We start from the raw sequence: 17793 nt of genomic DNA, 5'->3' as shown, positions 1-17793 counted from the left end.
CCGATGAATGCCAGACCCGATATCGATATCGCTGTGTTGGGCGCGGTCAGCCCGATACAGTTGTCCGTCATCATTCCGTTCCTCAACGAGAGGGAGGTGCTGCCCGCCTGCCACGAGCGCCTGCGGCGGGTATTGAATACGCTGGGGCTGTCCTACGAGATCGTGTTCGTGGATGACGGCAGCAGCGATGGCAGCGCCGAATACCTGCAGACGCTGCTGCGTGAGGAACGCGGCATCAAGCTGGTCAGGCTGAGCCGGAACTTCGGCAAGGAGGCCGCGATGACGGCGGGGATCGAACATGCGTCCGGGGCCGCCGTCATCCTGCTGGACGCGGATCTGCAGGATCCGCCCGAGGCCATCCCCGCCATGGTCCGCGCCTGGAAAGAGGGCGCCGACGTCGTCAGCATGCGGCGCCGCAGCCGCGCGGGGGAAAGCGTGCTGAAGCGGCTTTCCGCCTACGCCTATTACCGCTTGTTGAGCCGGCTGAGCAAGGCCGCGATCCCGCCCGATACCGGCGACTTCCGGCTGATGAGCCGGCGCGCGGTGACGGCGCTGATGCAGCTGCCCGAACGTTGCCGCTACATGAAGGGCCTGTACGCCTGGGTGGGCATGCCGACGCGCATCATCGACTACGACCGCGAGCCCCGCGCCGCCGGCACCACCAAATGGAGCTACCTGGCGCTGTTCCGCCTGGCCATGGAAGGCATCACCTCATTTTCCACCGCGCCCCTGCGCTGGGCGACGGGACTCGGCGCGGTCGCCGCCTTGGGCGGCGCAGTGTTCGGCGCCGCCATCATCTTCAAGACCTTGATGTTCGGCGATGACGTCGCAGGCTATCCCTCGCTGATGGCGATGATGACCTTCATGGGCGGCGTGCAGCTCATCACCATCGGCCTGTTGGGTGAATACGTGGGCAAGACCTATATGGAAAGCAAGCAGCGGCCGGTCTATCTGGTGCGCGACGTGCAGCACAGCGGACCCGCGGATAGCGCGGCATGCGGCCATGGGGGGGGCGTCGCGTGCAACTGAGCGCCCGGACCATGGCCGCCGCCCTGGCGGCGATACTGGGCGTGCGCCTCTTGGCGATGGTCCTGGTGCCATTCGCCGACACGTCCGAGCCGCGCTATGCGGAGATCGCCAGGCTGATGGCGGAAACGGGCGACTGGATCACGCCCTGGTTCGCGCCGGGCGTGCCGTTCTGGGGCAAGCCCCCGCTGGGATTCTGGGCCGAGGCGCTGTCGATCCGGCTGCTGGGGCTGAGCGAATTCAGCATCAGATTCCCGTCGCTGCTGGCCACGGCGGCGACGCTCGCCATTCTTTATGCGCTGGGCCGCCGCCTATACTCGGTGCAGGCGGCCCGCTGGGCCGTGCTGGCCTATGCTTCCATGTTCCTGCCCCTGGTCGCGGCCGGGGCGGTGCTGACCGATCCGTTCCTGGCCCTGGGCGTCACGCTGAGCATGGCGTCATTCATCCTGTCGCGCGGGCCAGCGGCGGGGCGATGGCGCTACGGCTTCTTTTTGGGGCTGGCGATCGGCCTGTTGTCCAAAGGACCACTGGCCGTAGTGCTGGTGGCGGGCGCCATCGTGCCCTGGATGCTGTGGCACGGGAACGTCCGGACCAGCCTGCGGCGCCTGCCATGGGCGGCGGGAAGCGTGGTGTTGGCGGCGCTGGTGCTGCCTTGGTACGTGGCGGCGGAGCTCAAGACGCCGGGCTTCATCCAGTACTTCATCGTTGGCGAGCATTTCTTGCGCTTCGTGGATCCGGGCTGGAGCGGAGACCTCTACGGCTCGGCGCACAGCAGGCGCTACGGCGCCATCTGGCTGGACGGCATCGTGGCATCGCTGCCCTGGGGCGTGTTCGGCGTCTGGCTGCTTGCGCGCCGCTGGCGCGGGCCGGCGCGGCGGGCAGGGAGATGGCTGCGCCGGCCGCGCTGGACCTACCTGTTGGCCTGGGGCGCGGCTACGCCGCTCTTCTTCACCCTGTCGGGCAATATCTTGTGGACCTACGCGCTGCCGGCCTTGCCGCCGCTGGCCTTGGCGATAGGCGCGTGCCTGAGCCGCGCCCGCACCGCGGCGCCAGCCCGCGTTGCGACGGCCTGCATGGCGTTGGGGCCGATTGCGGTGATCGTCTTCTGTGGCTTACAGCTGGCCAATCCGGAACGGCTGAAAACGGAAAAAACCCTGATTGCCCGGGCCGGTGCACTGATGACTGCCGGCGAAACGCTCTATTTCGTCGACAGCCTGCCGTTCTCGGCGCGCTTTTACTCGCGGGGCGCGGCTGGGCGGGTGTCTCTGGACGGCGTAACCGCGTTGCTGCCGCCGTGCGGCGGCAGAGTGTTGCTGGCGGTGGAGAAAGCGGACGTGCGGCGGCTGCGCGAGCAGACGGGGGTAGCGCTGGCGTCCGTCTATTCGAGCCGGCGCTACACCTTGTTGATGGCCGGCTCCGCCGCTCAGCCCCAGGCTGGATCGGCGCAGGGTGAGGCAGGCAGGGCAGGAGGCTACCAGCGATAGTCCGCCCTCAGCGTGCCGCCGTAGCCGCGCTGATCGCCGCTGCCGAGCTTGCCAAAGATGTGCCCGGACAGCCGCAAGGCATTGCCGAGCCGGCCCTCCGCACCCAGCTTCAATTCGAACGCATTGCGCGCGGATGCCGCATTCAGCGTGCTGTCTCCCATGCGCACGGATGCTCTGCCGCCATCGCGCCGCCAGTTTGCTTCGAGAAACGGGTGCAACGCCGCTGTTGCCGCGCCGGCCGCGGCGCGCGGATACAGGCGCACGCCCACGCGGCTGTTCCAGGTCTTGTCTTTGTCGTTTTGCATCAGAGTGCCTTGCAGCGTGGCGTCGCGGGCCTGATAACGGCCATAGACCAGCTGCGCGGCCGGCTCCACCACCAGCCCGCGCAGCGGCGAGCCGGCAGGGAAGGGCATCAGCGCGTAACCCGACTCCAGGGAGGCCGACCACAGGTCCGAGCGATACCGTGCCGTGCCGAGTTCGCTGCTGATCTGGTTGGAATAGCGTCCATATTGCATCCAGACGTCGGCGTAGGCTCCCAGGCGTGTGGCATCGTTCGAGTAGTAGGTGAGGTATGCGCCGGCAGCATGGCCGGAAACCTTGCCGCGGGCCCGTACCTGCATCGATGAGAGAGCGCCAGGCAGTCTCAGCGACGAGGTGGAGCGGATGCGCGCGTCGCCATAGCCGCCCATCAGCCCAGCGTACATGGCTGCGGCCTGGCCCGCCGGCATGCGCAGCAGGTCTGCTCCAAGTTGCAGGACCGCGGCGTCGGTGTTGATGTCGACTCGGCCTTCAGCCATGCGCAGGCCGCTGTCGTGGCGGCCGCTGATCCGGGTCCACAATCGGCGCTCCCCCATGTCCTGCTGTTCGCCGGCTTCGTCGGAAGCCCGGTCGTGCAGGCTGTGGACGAACAATCGCATGCTGGCGAGCAGATTTCCGGCATAGGCGCCGCTTTCCGGCGACACGTTCCTGGCGTCGGGCGGGGGAGGCGGCAATACGACCTCGGGCGGGGGAGGCGGCAACACGACCTCGGGCGGCGTGACCGGCGGCTTGGGAGGAGGATCAGGCGGGACCACGGGCGGAATCACTGGTGGGACCACGGGCGGAATCACAGGCGGAATCACGGGCGGCTGGGGCCCGCCGTCCGACTTCAAGTACCAGTCGGAGGCCGCGCCGCCGTTACCGCCACGGACCAGGCTGTAGTCATAGCCGTTCAGCGCAAGGGTGGCCGAGCTGGCGCGATAGCCGCTGGAGCCGGCATCCAGGCGGAAGGCGTCCTGGGTCGTGACGGCGCCATTGATGGTCGCCACGACGCGTATGCCCCGTTGCGTCTGGCCGCCCGCGCCGCCCGCGTTGAGGATACGCAGCGCCGTGCCGCCCGATGCGGCGCCCCCGTCGATCACGAGACGATCGGTCGGAGAGGCGTCGTCGCCCAGCCGGGTCTTGAGCACCAACGTTCCGCCGCCCGAGTAGTTGTTGACCGTCAGGGTCTTGAATTCTCCGCTCTGCGCTGGCGTTGCGAACAGCACTGTCCCGTCGTTGTTCAGTTCGCGCAGCATGGAGTCGTTGCGCACATGCCAGGCGCTGGATTTGTCCAGCGTCAGGCTGTTGACGCGGCCTTTGTCGCGCTGGATGACCGCGCCGGTCAGGACGGACCCGTCTCGCAGGGAGACGTCTGCGGCGCCGCTATTGATCATGATGTCGCCCGTCAGCACCGAGCGGGCCGCGGAGAGCCGAATCTGTCGGGCTTCCACCATAGTCGGGCTCCCTCCACCCAGGTCGATGACGGGGAGCGCACTTGAATGCAGCAGGATTCCCGTGTTTTCCTGGCCGCCCGCGCTTGCAGTGACCGTGGCGTTCTCCAGCGTCAACACATGATTGCCGCCGGCTATCCGCAGGGCGGCGCCGTCCCGTGTGGTGATGCGTGAGCCGTTCTTCAGAATCACGCTGTTGCTCATGCCGGGATCGGAGCCCGTGCTCCGCATACCAGATGCTCCGAGTCCCGTGATGTCGAACTGCGTGTTGTCCAGCAGGGCATCGCCTCCGTTGCGCAGAAGCAGTCCGTCGGCGCTGGCGCCCGTGGTGGTTATCGTGGAGTTCCGCGCGGACAGCCTGCCGCCGCCTTCCATGGCGGCCAAGCCCTGGGCGCCTGCGCGATGGGTGATCACCGAGGAATCTTGCAAATGGATTTGCGCGCCGGCCCGTCGGGCCAGCGCGCCTATGGCCCCGGCGCCTGATGTTTCGATCCGGACTGCGTTGGCCTCCAGGGTGGCGGAGTCGCCGAGTTCGCGCGAGACATACAAGGCATGGCCGTGGGCTATCCGGGTGGCGACCATTCCTTGGTTCAGCGTGACTTTGCCAGCCCGGCTGTCAATGCCGACGTGACTGGCGGCGATGGCAAAGCGACTTGCGGAAAAGACCGTGCCTGTGCCGACGAGCTGTATCCCGCGGCCCTCCGAACCGGTAGCCGAGACAGTCGTGTCTTCGAGAACAATCGCGGTGCCGGGGGCCCTGAGATCGATTGCATACTGATAGTCGCCCGTGGTGGTCAGCGCGGCGTTGCGGATGCTGGCGGTCGCTGCCTGTCCCTGGTATGTCGACGTCAGACGAACGGCCTGCTTGGTCGAGTTCAGCGTGCCGCCATTCATCTCGAATCTGCCGCCTTCGAGATAGGCGGCCGCGCCGTTTGTGGCACTGATGTCGGTATCGCGCACCGAAACAAGCCCGTCGCGCTCCTTCGTTTGCACACCGTGGGCCGTATCCCCCGTGGTCTTGATCTGGGCGTTCGTCAGCGTGATGGCGCCGCCCAGTCCTGCCACGGCTCCGGAAGCGAGATCGCCGCTGGTGGCGATTGTCAGCCTGCCTGCCTCGATCGTGCTGCCCGGCCCGTTGGCATGCAGGGCAGAGGCGTTGCCGCCCCCGGTCGAAACGGCCCCGACCCTCAGCACGATCTTGCCGCCATCCTGCGCGTAGGCGCCATGAGAGTAGCTGGCGTTCAAGGACAGGTTGCTGTCGCTGGCATCGATGATGCTGCCTGTTCCCTGGGCATGCAGTGCGTGGGAGCCTTGCCCCTGTGGGTTGTTCCTGGCCGTGACCGTGCTGTTTGTGAGCGTCACGCGACCGCCCGCGCTGGCCCGCACACTGGCGGATTGTGAGGCCGGCTCGGCGCTGATCGTGACCTGGTCGCCTTCGACGATGTTGCCCGCGCCGGAGACATCGATGGCGGGATCGTTGCCGGTATGGGGGATGAGACTGCCGGGCGCCAGAATGATATGGCCCTTGCCGTCCGGATCATGCAGTCTGATCTGGCTGTGCTCCGCGGCCCGGCTGATTCCTGGGAGGGCGGGCAGCGTAGCGGCGAGCAGGCTTGCCACGAGGGGGGTAACGCGGAATTTCATGGGGATCTCGCGTGCTTGCAGCCGAGGCGTCCGATACATGCCGCCTTCGCGGGCTTGGCGTTGTACCGGCGTTTGCCGAGGAGGCTGGCGCGTTGCTGTGGATCCCGCAATCTTGGTTGGTGGGGAAGTGCAAAAGAATGAGAATTTTCTCGAAAGGCCTAGGGCGTGCAAGCCTCGGCGATCACGCTGGCGTTTTCGGCACAGTGCTGGATCATGGCTGAAGAAGCCGCGTTGGTGCGTCAGGTGCGATTTGCAGCAGCGGCTGCGCTTGTTCCGCCGTAGGGCAGTATGCGTTGATGCTGCCGCAACGCGCGTAGCGGGCCTGAACATGGCGTCGTCCGACGTGTTCCTGGCGGCCAAAAGCGCATCGCCGCCCGAAGCGGCGGCGATGCTTGAAGCGTCGAACCCGGCCAGGCGTGGCGCCTGGCCGGAGCGGGTCAGAAGCCCACGGCCTGGCCGTCGCGGCGCGAATCCGACGCGGCCACGTAGCCGCCTTGCGGCAGGCGGCAGATCAGTTGCGCCGAACCAAATTCCAGGCTGTCGGCAGGCGCCACCGCGACATTGTGGCCGCGCGCGCGCAGCGCGTCGACCATGTCCGCCGGCAGGTGCGATTCCACGTTGACCACCGGGCCTTTTTCCACGCGGAAGCGCGGCGCGTCGCTCATGGCCTGCGGGTTCTGGCCGAACGCCGCCAGGCGCGTGACCATCTGCAGATGGCCCTGGGCCTGCATCGATCCGCCCATCACGCCGAAGGACATCAGCGGCTGGCCGCCGCGCGTGACGAATGCCGGAATGATGGTGTGCATCGGCTTCTTGCGCGGCGCGACCTGATTGGCGTGGCCGGGCGTCAACACGAAGTTCAGGCCGCGGTTGTGCAGGCTGATGCCGGTGTCGGGCACCACCACGCCGGAACCGAAGCCGTGGTAGTTGGACTGGATGAAGGACACCATGGTGCCGCTGGCGTCGGCCGCCGTCAGGTAAACGGTGCCGCCGGTGGCGGGCGTGCCCGCGACCGGCACGCTGGCGCGGTCCATGGAAATCTGGCGCGCGCGCTCGGCCAGGTAGCTGCGGTCCAGCAGGGCGGCGGCGCTGGTGCGCATGTGGCGCGGATCGGCGACGTGGTGGTGCAGGTCCGCGAACGCCAGCTTCATCGCTTCGATGCTGACGTGGTAATAGTCCGCGCTGTCGCGGCCCATGCTTTCCAGGTCGAACTGTTCCAGCATGCCCAGCGCCATCAGCGCCGAGATGCCCTGGCCGCTGGGCGGGATCTCGTGCAGTTCGTAGCCGCGGAACGATTGCGAGATCGGCGTGACCCATTCGGGGCGGTGCTCGGCAAGATCCTCGGCGCTGAGCGCGCCGCCGGTCTGACGGGCGAAGTCGGCGATCTTGCGGGCGAGCTCGCCACGGTAGAAGCTATCGCCGCCGCTTTCGGCGATGGCGCGCAGCGTCTTGCCTTGCGCGGGAAAGCGCCACCATTCGCCGGCCTGGGGTGCACGGCCCTCTGGCAGGAAGGCGGCGGCAAAGCCCGGCTCCTGTGCCAGCTTGGGCGCCTGAGTGGCCCATTGGCGGGCGATGGTGGGCGATACCGCGAACCCTTCCTCGGCATAGGCGATGGCGGGTTCGAACAGCTGCGCGAAGGGCAGCTTGCCGAACCGTTCCGACAGCGCCTTCCAGCCCGCGACCTGGCCCGGCACGGTCACCGTGCCCCAGCCGGTGCCGGGCATGGCGTCGCGGCCGGCGAAGTACTCCGGCGTCCACGCGGCGGGCGCGCAGCCGCTGGAGTTCAGGCCGTGCAGCTGGCCGTCATGCCAGACCAGCGCGAACATGTCGCCGCCGATGCCGTTCATGACGGGTTCCACCACCGTCAGCGCGATGGCGGTGGCGATGGCGCTGTCCACGGCGTTGCCGCCGGCCAGCAGCATGCGCAGCCCGGCTTGGGCCGCCAGCGGCTGGCTGGTGGCGACCGCGTTGGCGGCCAGGACCGGCATCTTCCGGGAGGCGTAGGGGAAAGACCAATCGAAGGGTAAGGACATGGAAACGGGAAACTCGTAGTGAAAATTACTGCGGCGTGATGCCGGCCTGATCGATCAGCTGCTTGGTGCGCGGGATCTCGGCCTTGATGAAGGCGGCGAATTCCTCGCGGCTGCCGCCGCGGGGCTCTGCGCCGGCTTCCGCGAGCTTACTGCGCAGCGCCGGATCGGCAAGCACTTTGTTGACGGCGCGGTTGAGCTTGTCGAGCACCGGGGCGGGCGTGCCTTCGGGGGCGACCAGACCGTACCACGGCGCGATGTCGTAGCCGGCGTAGCCCTGTTCCGCAATCGTGGGGATCTCGGGCGCCAGCGCCGAGCGCTTGGCATTGGACATGCCCAGCGCCAGCAGCGCGCCGCTCTTGGCCTGGGGCAGGCCCGTCATGATGGTGTCGAAGTACATCGAGACCTGACCGCTGAGCAGGGCGGGGATGGCTTCGCCCGCGCCCTTGTACGGCACGTGCAGGATGTCGATGCCGGCCACGGACTTGAGCATTTCGCCCGCCATGTGGGAGGTCGTGCCGGTGCCGAACGAGGCGTAGGTCAGCTTGCCCGGGTTGGCGCGGGCGTAGGCCACCATTTCCGGCAGGGTCTTGAACGGTTGCGACGGGTTGGCCAGGAGGATGTTGGGGGTGTACGCCACCATCGACACCAGCGCGAAGGCGTCGGGGTCGTAGGCCAGGCGTTTTTGCAAAAAGCGGTTGGTGACGATGGCGGCAGGGCCGCCCATCAGCAGCGTGTAGCCGTCGGGGGCCGAGCGTGCCACCGAGGCGCTGCCGATGGCCGCGGCGGCGCCCGGACGGGCCTCGACGACAAAGGGCTGGCCCAGTTCCGTCGACAGCGCGGCGCCCAGCTGGCGCGAAATCAGATCGGTGGCGGAACCGGCCTGGAACGGCACGACGATGCGCACCGGATGCTGCGGCCAGTCGGTTGCCTGGGCGCCCGCTTGGGCGGCAAAGGCCACGGCGGCGGCGCCTGCCAGCGCCCGGATGAAACGAAACTTCATGAATTCCCCTTGATCGCGTTATGGAGTGCGTGCAGGGATTAGACGCAAGCGGGCGGTGCGGGGCTATTAGTATTTGCATCCATGGATCACTGGATCCAATTTGTGTTATTTTTGCGGTTATCTATCATGGCGGCTTTCGTGGGCCTATCCATCGGCCCTAGCCCCCGGGACTCCAATGCTGCAATTCCAGAAGACAGCCATCAGCGCCGAAGACGAGGCCTACCTGCACCTGCAGCGCGAAATCCGCCTGGGCCGCTATGCGCCCGGCCAGCGCCTGGTGCCCGAGGTGGTCGCGGCCGAAATCGGCACCAGCCGCATGCCGGTACGCGGCGCGCTGCGCCGGCTGGCTTCCGAGGGGTTGGTCGAGATCCGCGCCAACCGCGGCGCGGTGGTGCGCGGCTTGAACCAGCAGGAAATGCTGGAAGTGTTCGAAATGCGTTCCGTACTGGAAGGCCTGGCCATGCGCAACGCGGTGCAGCACATGGGCGCCGAACACATCCGCCGCCTGTCGCTGCTGCTGGAACAGCTGGAGCAGGGGCCGGGCGAACATCTGGACTGGATCACCGCGCATCGCGAATTCCACGAGTACCTGTGCAGCTTCTGCCAGCAGCCGCGCCTGCTGCGCCAGATCTCGGAGCTGCATTCCGTCGTCGAACCCTACATGCGCCTGTGGGTAGCCCAGCCCGGCCGCGTCCTGCGCGTGCGCGAATCGCACCAGGAACTGATCGCCGCGCTGCAGACGCGCGACCCGGCGCGCTGCGAAGCGGCCATGCGCCAGCACGTGCTGAATACCGTGCCGGCCCTGCAGGCGTTTCTGGAACAGGCGGCCTAGGACGCGCGGCTTTGCTCTAGACTGGCGCCATCCTCCACGCGCCCGTCCCGCCATGACCGCATCTGCCGACCTCATCCGCCGCCTGGACCTGTTGCCGCACCCCGAAGGCGGCTACTACCGCGAAACCTATCGCGCCGCCGATGCCGTGACGCGCGGCGACGGCGCGCGCCGCTCGGCCAGCACCGCCATTTACTACCTGTTGTGCGACGGCGCCTGGTCGACCTGGCATCGCATCCGATCCGACGAACTCTGGCATTTCCATGCGGGCGACGCGCTGCTTGTCCATGTGCTGACGCCGGATGGCGCCTACCGCTGCTTGCGGCTGGGCGACGCGCTGAAGGATCCTGATGCCGCATTCCAGGCGGTCGTGCCGGCTGGCAGTTGGTTCGCGGCAGAGCTCGCCGACCAGGCCAGCTATGCGCTGGCCGGCTGCACGGTGGCGCCGGGCTTCGAGTTCAGCGAGTTCGAGCTGGCCGACGCCGCCGAACTGCAACGGCTGCACCCCGCGCAGGCAGGTCTGATCGCGCGCCTGGCCCGCTAATCGGCGCCCTGCGCTTGCGGCTTTTTCCTGCGGGTGAACTTGGCCTCGCTCGCCAGCACGCCCGCCACGATCAGGCCGGCGCCCACCAGCGCCAGCGCCGGCAGCCGGTCGCCGGCCAGGCGTCCGACTATGCCGCCCCACACGGGCTCGCCCGCATAGATCACGGTGGCCCGGGTGGGCGATACGGATTTTTGCGCCCAGTTCATGGTCAGCTGGATGATGGCGCTGGCCAGTCCCAGGCCGATCGCCGCGCCCGCCCACAGCCACGAGAATTCCGGCACAGCTTCGCCCATCGCCGGCATCAGTGCGAACGACACCAGGCCGGCCGTCAAGAGCTGCACGAAGGTGACGCGGCGGCTGTCGACCTTCTTGGCATAGTGGCCGATCAGGATGATCTCCGCGGCGATCGCCGCGGCCCCGGCCAGCGTCGCCGCTTCGCCCACGCTGAAATTCAGCGCGCCCGCTTGCGGACCCGCCAGCAGGATCAGGCCCGCGAATGCCAGCGCCACGCCCACCCAGCTCATCAGGCCCGGCGGCTTCTTCAGCACGGCCCATTGCAGCAGCGGCACGATGGGTACGTACATCGCCGTGATGAAGGCGGACTGGCTGCTGGTAATGGTCTGCAAGCCGTAGGTCTGCAGGAAATAGCCCAGGAACAGGGCGCAGCCGATGGCGATGCCGGCGCCTACCTCCTGGCGGGTGATGGCGGCCATGTGCTTGCGGAACATCAGCAGCGCCATCAGGCCGGCGATCGTGAAACGCACGCCCACGAAGAACAGCGGTCCGCTGTGCTGCATGGCGATGTGGATGATGAGGAAGGTGCTGCCCCACAGCATGGTGACCAGCACCAGCGCGATTTCCTGGCGGGACAGGGCGAACATCGAGGTCTTGGACTTCACGGTCTGCTTCGGGCGCTACGAAATGGCGAGCACTATACAGCGCTTCGGTGACCGCTCACCGAACAGATTCCGGGATTCCGGGCGGAGCAGGCATATAGCCAGGAGTAATATGACGCGTCCGGCGTCGTCAGGCCGCTGGTAACGACAAGCCGGTACACGCCTCGTTCTTCTCGCTCCCGCCGCGCCTTTTGGGCGGCGACGGCGAACCTGGGCGCGCATAGCGGCCACAAGAAGATATCGAGGAGAAGCGCAAGTGGAGAAGCAAGAGTCGGGCGGCTGGTATTTCGGCTGGAACATCGTAGGCGCCGCTACGGTACTCACCCTGTTGACGGTCGGCCTGCGCATGGGGGTTGGGCCGTTCTTCCTGCCCATCGCGGACACCCTGGGCTTTACGCGCAGCACGCTCTCCAGCATCGTCGCGCTCGGCATGCTCTGCTACGGGCTGGCCATGCCGCTGGCGGGGTATCTGGTCGGAACGCGCGGCACCCGCTTCGTGCTGCTTACCGGCACCGCCATCGTCGTGTTGTCGATCATCTGGACGGTCTACGCGCGCGGGCCCATCGAGTTCCTGCTGTCCTTCGGCGTGGCGCTGTCCATCGGCCTGGGCTTCACCAGCCCGGTGGCGTTGACGCCGGTGATCAGCCGCTGGTTCACGCGCCAGCGCGGCATGGCGCTGTTCTTCCTGTCCACCGGTTCCATGGCCGGCATCGCTCTGATGACGCCGACACTGACCTTTGCGATCTCCGCCGTGGGCTGGCGGGAAACCCTGCTGGGCTTCGCCGCGCTGTTCGCGCTGCTGACCGTGCCGATGGCGCTCTTCGTCATGCGCGATGAAGCGCCCGAGCACACCGATCTGCTACCGCACCAGATCATCGACAAGGCCGGGCCGGCCAAAACCGCGGCGAAGCAGCCGGCGCCCAATGTGCGCGCGGCGCTGAACTCGCTGCCGTTCTGGCAGGTGGCGCTGGGCCTGTTCGCCTGTGGTTTCAGCATGAACCTTCTGGGCACGCATGGCGTGCCCATGCTGATGGACCATGGCTTTGACGCCACCACCAGTTCGCTGGGCATAGGCCTGATCGGCCTGGTCGCCATCTTCAGCACCCTGGTCCTGGGGCGCATGTCCGACCAGGTCGAACGGCGCGCCATCCTGGCCGCGATCTACCTGGTGCGCGGGCTGGGTTTTTTCGCGCTGGTCATGGTGGGGGCGCATTGGGAACTGTACGCTGCGGCTACCCTGGGCGGCATCGCGTGGGCCGGCAGCATCGCCTTGTCGTCGGCCATTCTTGCGGACGTCTACGGCGTGCGGCTGGTGGGCGTGCTCTACGGACTGGTCTACCTGGGCCATCAGGTCGGCGGCATGATCAGCTCATGGCTGGGCGGCTGGGCCTACGAAACCTTCGGCACGCATTGGGTGGCCTTTGGCTCGTCGGGGACGCTGCTGCTGGCGGCCGCCTTGATTTCCCTGCGCCTGCCGGCGCGGGGCTTGCCGCGCGGGGTGGCGGTGGCGGGGCGTTGAGCCCCGCGGACTGCAGGCCGATGCTGCCCGCAGTGTCTGCCATCGCGTCCGTGACGCCGGACGCGATGGCCTCTGAGGCCGTCCTAGCGGTCCTTCAGCAAGGACACCAGTTCCGGCACGTAGCGGTCGCCGCCGCCTTGCGTGACGGCCTGATCGAACGTGTGCTGCACGGCCGCGCCGATTTCCCGCACCGCGCCCGTTTCCGCGGCCATGGTGTTGTAGTAGGACAGATCCTTCTGCGCATTCGACATGAAGAACCGCAGCGAGGACGGGTCCTGCTCCAGCAGGTAGGGCTTGATGCGTTCCAGCGCCACGCCGCCGCCGCCGCCCTTGGCCAACACTTCGGCAAACACCGCCGGGTCAATATCCGCGCGCAGCGCGCAGGCCGCGGCTTCCGACAACAGCGCGACCACGCCCAGCGACACGTAGTTGTGCAGCAGCTTCATGCGATGGCCGGCGCCGATGGGGCCGGCGTGCGTGATGTTCTCGGCGAAGCAGGCCAGCAGCGGCTTGCATTCCTCGAACAGCGCGGCGTCGCCGCCCACCAGCAGGTTGAGCCGGCCTTCGGCGGCTTCCTTGGGGGTGCGCGTCATCGGCGCATCGAGGAAGCGGCCGCCGGATTCCGTCACGGCCTGCGCCACCTTGACGGTGGAAGAGGGAATCGCCGTCGAGCAATCGATGATGACCGTGCCCGGACGCAGGCCCGCCAGCACGCCGCCTTCGGACAGCAACACGGCTTCGACCTGCGGGCTGCCGGTAACGCAGAGGATGATCACGTCAGACTGGGCCGCCAGCGTGGCGCCATCGGTCACGCTGGTCGCGCCCGCGGCCTTCAACGAGTCCAGGGGCTGGTTGCCCGGATGTTCCAGCACGGTCAGCGCATGACCATGCTTGACCAGATTGCTTGCAATGCCATGGCCCATGAGGCCGATACCAACCATGCCGACTTTCGCCATCTTCCACTGCTCCTGCCATGTAGGGGTTTGTTATGGCGTAAATCTTACTCTGACTTGCGGATCGTCCGCGCCGCGATCACAGGTTTGCGGGTAGCGGTGCCGGCCGCGGTCTTCTTTGCGATACTTGAGGTATTCCGCGTGAAAAAACCAGGCTTGAGCATGACAGACTCCATTCCTTCCGGTTTCGCGCCATGGCGCCCCAGCAGCCCCTTCATGGAGCACTTGGCGGAGCTCGGCGCGCTCTACAAGCGCGACGCCGATTGCGTCCTGGCGCTGCGCGTGGGGCAGGCGCACACCAACATGCACGCCATCGCCCATGGCGGCCTGCTGGCCACGCTGGCCGACAGCGCGCTGGGCCACACCATCGCCGAGCAGGCGCAGGCCTCGGTGGTCACGGTGCAGATGTCGGTGGAATATCTCAACCCGGTCAAGCCCGGGGATTGGCTCGAAGCCCATGTCCGCATCGACAAGCAGGGCCGCCGGCTGATCTACGCCACCTGCCTGCTGCAGGTCGAAGGCCGCGTCATGCTCAAGGCCAACGCGGTCTTCGCGGTGCGCGCCGCGCCCGCGCCGGCTTCTGACGGTTGAGCTTCTTGGGGGGCTACAAGTAAGGCGTAGCCAGCCAGATCACCTTGTTGCGCAGGCGCTTGGCGAACGGCGCGCGCAGCAGGTTCTCCAGCGTCTCGCGCTGGCCCTGCGCGATCAGGCCGTCGACCCGCGCGCCGATCCAGCGCGCCACGCCGGGATCGTAGATCTCGGTGTCCAGCTCGAAGTTCAGCCGCAGGCTGCGCGGATCCAGGTTGGACGAACCCACATAGGCCCAGGCGTCGTCCACCGTCATCAGCTTGGAGTGGTCGAACGCGCCATGCGAACGCCAGACCCGGCAGCCCGTGCGCACCACCTGGTCCAGCTGGGCCGTCATCGCGTAGTCCACCAGCCGCAGGTTGTTCTTGCCCGGAATCACGATGTCCACCACCACGCCGCGCCGCGCCGCCGTGGCCAGCGCGCCGATCAGCGTCTGGTCGGGCAGGAAGTAGGGCGACTGGATGCGCACATGGCGCTGCGCCACTGCCAGCGCGCCCAGCAGCATATTGTGCGTACTGCCCAGCGCGCGGTCCGGGCCGGACGGCACGCAGCGCATCGGCACGTCGCCGGTGGGGGGCAAGGCCTCGGGATCGAACCAGGGCCTGGCCGGCAGCGATTCGTGCGTCGTGAAGTTCCAGTCGTGCGCAAACACCGACATCAGCTGCGTCACGATCGGTCCTTCCACCCGGAAGTGCGTATCGCGGTTGGTGTCGTCGCCCGCCAGCGCGCTGACGAAGGCCGCGCGCACGTTCATGCCGCCGGTAAAGCCCAGGCGTCCATCCACCACCAGCACCTTGCGGTGGCTGCGCAGATTGGCATAGGGCATGCGCAGCACGCCCAGCGGATTGGTCATGAAGCGCGCCACCGGCACCCCGCCGCGCGACAGCATGCGCACGATGGGCGGGCGCGAGTACTTGGAACCGATGGCGTCGATCAGCACCCGCACCTCGACCCCGCGCTCGCGCGCCTCGATCAGCGCCTGCGCCATCTCCCGCCCGATCGCGTCGTTGTCGAAGATATAACTCTGCATCGCCACCGCGTGGCGCGCTTCGCGGATCGCCTGCAGCATCGCCGGATAGGCCTCGTCGCCACCCGCCAGCGGCCGCACCGCGTTGCCGCCCAGCAGGCGGAAACGGCTGACGCGGTCGCCCAGCACCTTCAGCGACGCGAACTGCTGGCCCGAGATCGGCGCCACATCCACCGGCGCGGTCTCGACCTGCTCCGCATCCACCACCATCGCCTCGTCGCGTTGCTGCGACAGCCGCGTCTTGCGGATCCGGTTGATGCCCGCCACGAAATAGAACAGCGCGCCGAACAGCGGCGAAAACAGCGCCACCCCCACCCAGCCTATGGCCGCCCGCACGTCCTGTTTGGTCATCGCGGCATGCACCGCCGCGCCCGTCCCGGCCACGATGCTGATGGCAAATACCAGATGGGGCCAATAATCGATCAAGATTGCGTGTATGCGGTCCATGGCGATGGCGTAAGCGCGGCCTCCGTAGATGATCAATGGCGAAGGATAGCAAGGTGGCCCGCGCTGGCAAGAGGGGCGGCGGGGCAGGTTTCACACGGATTAAAAAAACGTGCTAGAATTCGGCCTCTTCGTTGTTGAGCAGCTTTCGAAAGCAGCACGGCAAAGAAGAAAAGCAGTATCAGAGGTGGCTGTAGCTCAGTTGGTAGAGTCCCGGATTGTGATTCCGGTTGTCGTGGGTTCGAGCCCCATCAGCCACCCCAAGAATTCCTTAGAAATCAGCCGCTTAGAGCGGCTGATTTCTTTTCTGCGGTCTGCCAATTTCTAATTGTTTTGGAACTTTCTAATTCGATTAGAAGGTTGGCGTCACCTTCACCTTCCTGCGACGGTCATAAACGCGGCGTGTCGTAGCGGCATTTTTATGCGTCTCCGGGTTCTTATCCCGGCTGACCATTTCCGTAACGTACATGGCCCGCAGGTCATGTGCCGTGAACCTCTCGCCTCCAGATTTCACGAAGTCGGCCATGATCTTTGACCAGTTGGCTTTGAAGCCGGAATCTGTATAAGGGGCACCCGAACGGGCAGCAAACACGTACGGGGTGTCGTGCTTCTTCGACAGGCGTACGGCTTCTGTCAGAAGCTTGCTGAGAAGGGGTGACCACGCGATCAGGTACTCCCGGGAGGCGTCGGTCGCCTTGATTTTGGCCGCCTGAACCTTGACCCCTTCTTGCGTGAGTGCAGATTCCTCCAGGTCCAGGATCTCGGCCCGGCGACGCCCCGTTATCCCCACCATCAAGCCTATCAGGGCTGTCATGTAGCTTCCCTCGCCGCGGGCCTTGGCGATCTCCAGGAAGGCGTTGACTTAGACGTTTTCCGGTTTGCGAGAGCGCGGGCGCTCGGGATTTCTGCTGACGCCGTGGCATGGGTTTGCATCTGCCATGCCATGACGAATGCCGTAGTTGAAAGCGGACCCAAGAGCGGCCATTTCTCGGTTTGCCCTGATACCTCGCTTCTTTTCTCGCATCCCGTCTAGATACTTCCCCTTGTGGGCTGCCTTGAACTCCCTGGGCTTCATGTGTCCAAACAGAGGTAAAAGGTGGGTGTCAAAAGCCTCCTCGTAGTCGTCAACGGTTCGCTTCGCGAGAGCGGCGCTATCGCCTTCCTCGATCAGCTTGCGCTGGAACGCGATGAACTGCTTGCACATGTCGGCGATCGATCCCTTGGCGTAACCACCGCCTTGTGGCGCTTTCGCCTCCATCTCCGCCGTTGCCCGGTCATTGCCCAGACCGTGGTACTTCTTGTTGATGATCGTGTAATAGGTGTCCTTGTAGCGCCCGTATTTGACGTACACACGCAATGCAAGGTGCTTGTCCGAAGTCCGCTTCCTGCCCATTAGGCGAGCCGATACGTCCGCGTAGTCTCCTCGCCTACGTATAGGGGCGCCTGATTAAAGGGCTGCCAGTTCAGCGCCTCGTCAAATCCCAGATGGGTGACGTCTCCCGGTATCGTCAGCATCCGGCCGACGTCGACGATCCTGCCCCCATATGTCCAGCCCGAAGCCCTGCGCGGTCTCGACATTCCAGACGAAGTCATAGAACGCGTCGAAATCGGCATCGGGGTTGATGTAGTCGTCCATGTTGTTGATCAACTGGACGAGCGTCGGACTATCGGCGTACTGGCTGATGAGGGTCCGGGCTACCAGGCCCGGCTTGGGATCGACAGTCATACCAGAGTCACCGAAATGTCATCGGCCGTAATGGTCGGCCGGCGGTTGATGGGTACCGTCAAGCTGGGCGCGGTCGGCGCCGACGTCCCCAACAGTAAAGACAAGATCGACACGGACGGGCTTAGTAGCGAGATTGGCGTGTAGAACCGGCTCGCACAGATGATCGACCCGATGCGCGCCCGCTGGCCGCTGTCGGCACCGTTGAACGCATCGATGATGGCTTGCGTGGTCAGATCCACGATGTTCGACGGCAGTGCCGGATTACTCGCCAACTCCACGGCGAACAGGACCGGTAGCGCCGCCGGCGTCTCCCAGGACACCACATAGGA

17 protein-coding genes and 1 tRNA gene are annotated in these 17793 nt (G+C 66.4%); 7 read left to right on the top strand and 11 right to left on the bottom strand.

Features of this window, described 5'->3' with window-relative positions; all coding sequences use genetic code 11:
• Window positions 1-3 precede the first annotated feature (3 nt).
• Both ACZ5YA_RS11870 and ACZ5YA_RS11865 read left to right on the top strand, forming a co-directional pair.
• Entirely contained in the window at window positions 4-1029 is a 1026-nt protein-coding gene (locus tag ACZ5YA_RS11870; RefSeq protein ID WP_464092562.1) for a glycosyltransferase family 2 protein, read from the top strand.
• A complete protein-coding gene (locus ACZ5YA_RS11865) occupies window positions 1020-2510 on the top strand; it encodes an ArnT family glycosyltransferase (protein ID WP_464092561.1) in 1491 nt (496 codons plus the stop codon). Before ACZ5YA_RS11870 ends, ACZ5YA_RS11865 begins: the two co-directional genes overlap by 10 nt.
• On the opposite strand, the gene ACZ5YA_RS11860 is transcribed toward ACZ5YA_RS11865, so the two are convergent.
• From ACZ5YA_RS11860 to ACZ5YA_RS11850, 3 genes are all read right to left on the bottom strand, one after another.
• Window positions 2498-5905, bottom strand: a complete 3408-nt coding sequence (locus tag ACZ5YA_RS11860; RefSeq protein ID WP_464092560.1) for an autotransporter family protein — start codon at window positions 5903-5905, stop codon at window positions 2498-2500. The genes ACZ5YA_RS11865 and ACZ5YA_RS11860 overlap by 13 nt on opposite strands.
• A gap of 437 nt (window positions 5906-6342) precedes the next feature.
• Entirely contained in the window at window positions 6343-7938 is a 1596-nt protein-coding gene (gene ggt / locus ACZ5YA_RS11855) for a gamma-glutamyltransferase (protein ID WP_464092559.1), read from the bottom strand.
• A gap of 25 nt (window positions 7939-7963) precedes the next feature.
• Window positions 7964-8938, bottom strand: coding sequence for a Bug family tripartite tricarboxylate transporter substrate binding protein (locus tag ACZ5YA_RS11850; protein WP_059371866.1), 975 nt, complete (start codon window positions 8936-8938; stop codon window positions 7964-7966).
• A 175-nt stretch (window positions 8939-9113) separates the two neighbouring features.
• Here ACZ5YA_RS11850 and ACZ5YA_RS11845 point away from each other — a divergent pair, with 175 nt between their 5' ends.
• Together ACZ5YA_RS11845 and ACZ5YA_RS11840 are read left to right on the top strand one after the other, a co-directional pair.
• Window positions 9114-9770 carry a GntR family transcriptional regulator gene (locus tag ACZ5YA_RS11845; protein ID WP_059371867.1) on the top strand — a complete coding sequence of 219 codons (657 nt, stop codon included), beginning with the start codon at window positions 9114-9116 and terminating at the stop codon, window positions 9768-9770.
• Between the two features lie 52 nt (window positions 9771-9822).
• Window positions 9823-10311: a cupin domain-containing protein gene (locus ACZ5YA_RS11840; RefSeq protein WP_118933216.1), complete on the top strand. Its 489-nt coding sequence runs from the start codon at window positions 9823-9825 to the stop codon at window positions 10309-10311.
• On the opposite strand, the gene ACZ5YA_RS11835 is transcribed toward ACZ5YA_RS11840, so the two are convergent.
• Window positions 10308-11192 carry a DMT family transporter gene (locus tag ACZ5YA_RS11835; protein WP_118933215.1) on the bottom strand — a complete coding sequence of 295 codons (885 nt, stop codon included), beginning with the start codon at window positions 11190-11192 and terminating at the stop codon, window positions 10308-10310. The two genes, ACZ5YA_RS11840 and ACZ5YA_RS11835, sit on opposite strands and share 4 nt — an antisense overlap.
• 271 nt (window positions 11193-11463) lie before the next feature.
• Between ACZ5YA_RS11835 and ACZ5YA_RS11830 the strand changes: the two genes are divergently transcribed.
• On the top strand, window positions 11464-12726 hold the full coding sequence (locus ACZ5YA_RS11830) for an MFS transporter (protein WP_059371870.1): 1263 nt from the start codon (window positions 11464-11466) through the stop codon (window positions 12724-12726).
• Window positions 12727-12809: 83 nt separating this feature from the next.
• Here ACZ5YA_RS11830 and ACZ5YA_RS11825 read toward each other — a convergent pair whose 3' ends face one another.
• A complete protein-coding gene (locus ACZ5YA_RS11825) occupies window positions 12810-13682 on the bottom strand; it encodes an NAD(P)-dependent oxidoreductase (RefSeq protein ID WP_464092558.1) in 873 nt (290 codons plus the stop codon).
• 159 nt (window positions 13683-13841) lie between these two features.
• Here ACZ5YA_RS11825 and ACZ5YA_RS11820 point away from each other — a divergent pair, with 159 nt between their 5' ends.
• Window positions 13842-14270 (top strand): PaaI family thioesterase, encoded by a 429-nt coding sequence (locus tag ACZ5YA_RS11820; RefSeq protein ID WP_059371872.1) that lies wholly within the window; start codon window positions 13842-13844, stop codon window positions 14268-14270.
• 13 nt (window positions 14271-14283) lie between these two features.
• On the opposite strand, the gene cls is transcribed toward ACZ5YA_RS11820, so the two are convergent.
• Window positions 14284-15741 (bottom strand): cardiolipin synthase, encoded by a 1458-nt coding sequence (gene cls, locus ACZ5YA_RS11815; protein WP_059372791.1) that lies wholly within the window; start codon window positions 15739-15741, stop codon window positions 14284-14286.
• A gap of 184 nt (window positions 15742-15925) precedes the next feature.
• Between cls and ACZ5YA_RS11810 the strand changes: the two genes are divergently transcribed.
• Window positions 15926-16001: transfer RNA gene (locus tag ACZ5YA_RS11810), tRNA-His, on the top strand.
• Window positions 16002-16090: 89 nt separating this feature from the next.
• Here ACZ5YA_RS11810 and ACZ5YA_RS11805 read toward each other — a convergent pair.
• Genes ACZ5YA_RS11805 through ACZ5YA_RS11785 form a run of 5 tightly spaced genes read right to left on the bottom strand, consistent with a single transcriptional unit; the run spans window position 16091 to window position 17703 of the window.
• Complete coding sequence (locus ACZ5YA_RS11805; protein ID WP_464092557.1) at window positions 16091-16552, bottom strand: tyrosine-type recombinase/integrase; 462 nt, start codon at window positions 16550-16552, stop codon at window positions 16091-16093.
• Window positions 16553-16600: 48 nt separating this feature from the next.
• On the bottom strand, window positions 16601-17089 hold the full coding sequence (locus ACZ5YA_RS11800) for a hypothetical protein (RefSeq protein ID WP_464092556.1): 489 nt from the start codon (window positions 17087-17089) through the stop codon (window positions 16601-16603).
• A gap of 41 nt (window positions 17090-17130) precedes the next feature.
• Window positions 17131-17253 (bottom strand): hypothetical protein, encoded by a 123-nt coding sequence (locus ACZ5YA_RS11795; RefSeq protein ID WP_464092555.1) that lies wholly within the window; start codon window positions 17251-17253, stop codon window positions 17131-17133.
• Window positions 17213-17464: a baseplate wedge 1 family protein gene (locus tag ACZ5YA_RS11790; RefSeq protein WP_464092554.1), complete on the bottom strand. Its 252-nt coding sequence runs from the start codon at window positions 17462-17464 to the stop codon at window positions 17213-17215. Before ACZ5YA_RS11790 ends, ACZ5YA_RS11795 begins: the two co-directional genes overlap by 41 nt.
• Window positions 17461-17703, bottom strand: coding sequence for a hypothetical protein (locus ACZ5YA_RS11785; protein WP_464092553.1), 243 nt, complete (start codon window positions 17701-17703; stop codon window positions 17461-17463). Before ACZ5YA_RS11785 ends, ACZ5YA_RS11790 begins: the two co-directional genes overlap by 4 nt.
• Between the last annotated feature and the right edge of the window lie 90 nt (window positions 17704-17793).

The organism is Achromobacter sp. JCM 18799, assembly GCF_055395645.1.
This window is presented reverse-complemented; position numbering and strand designations above follow the sequence as displayed.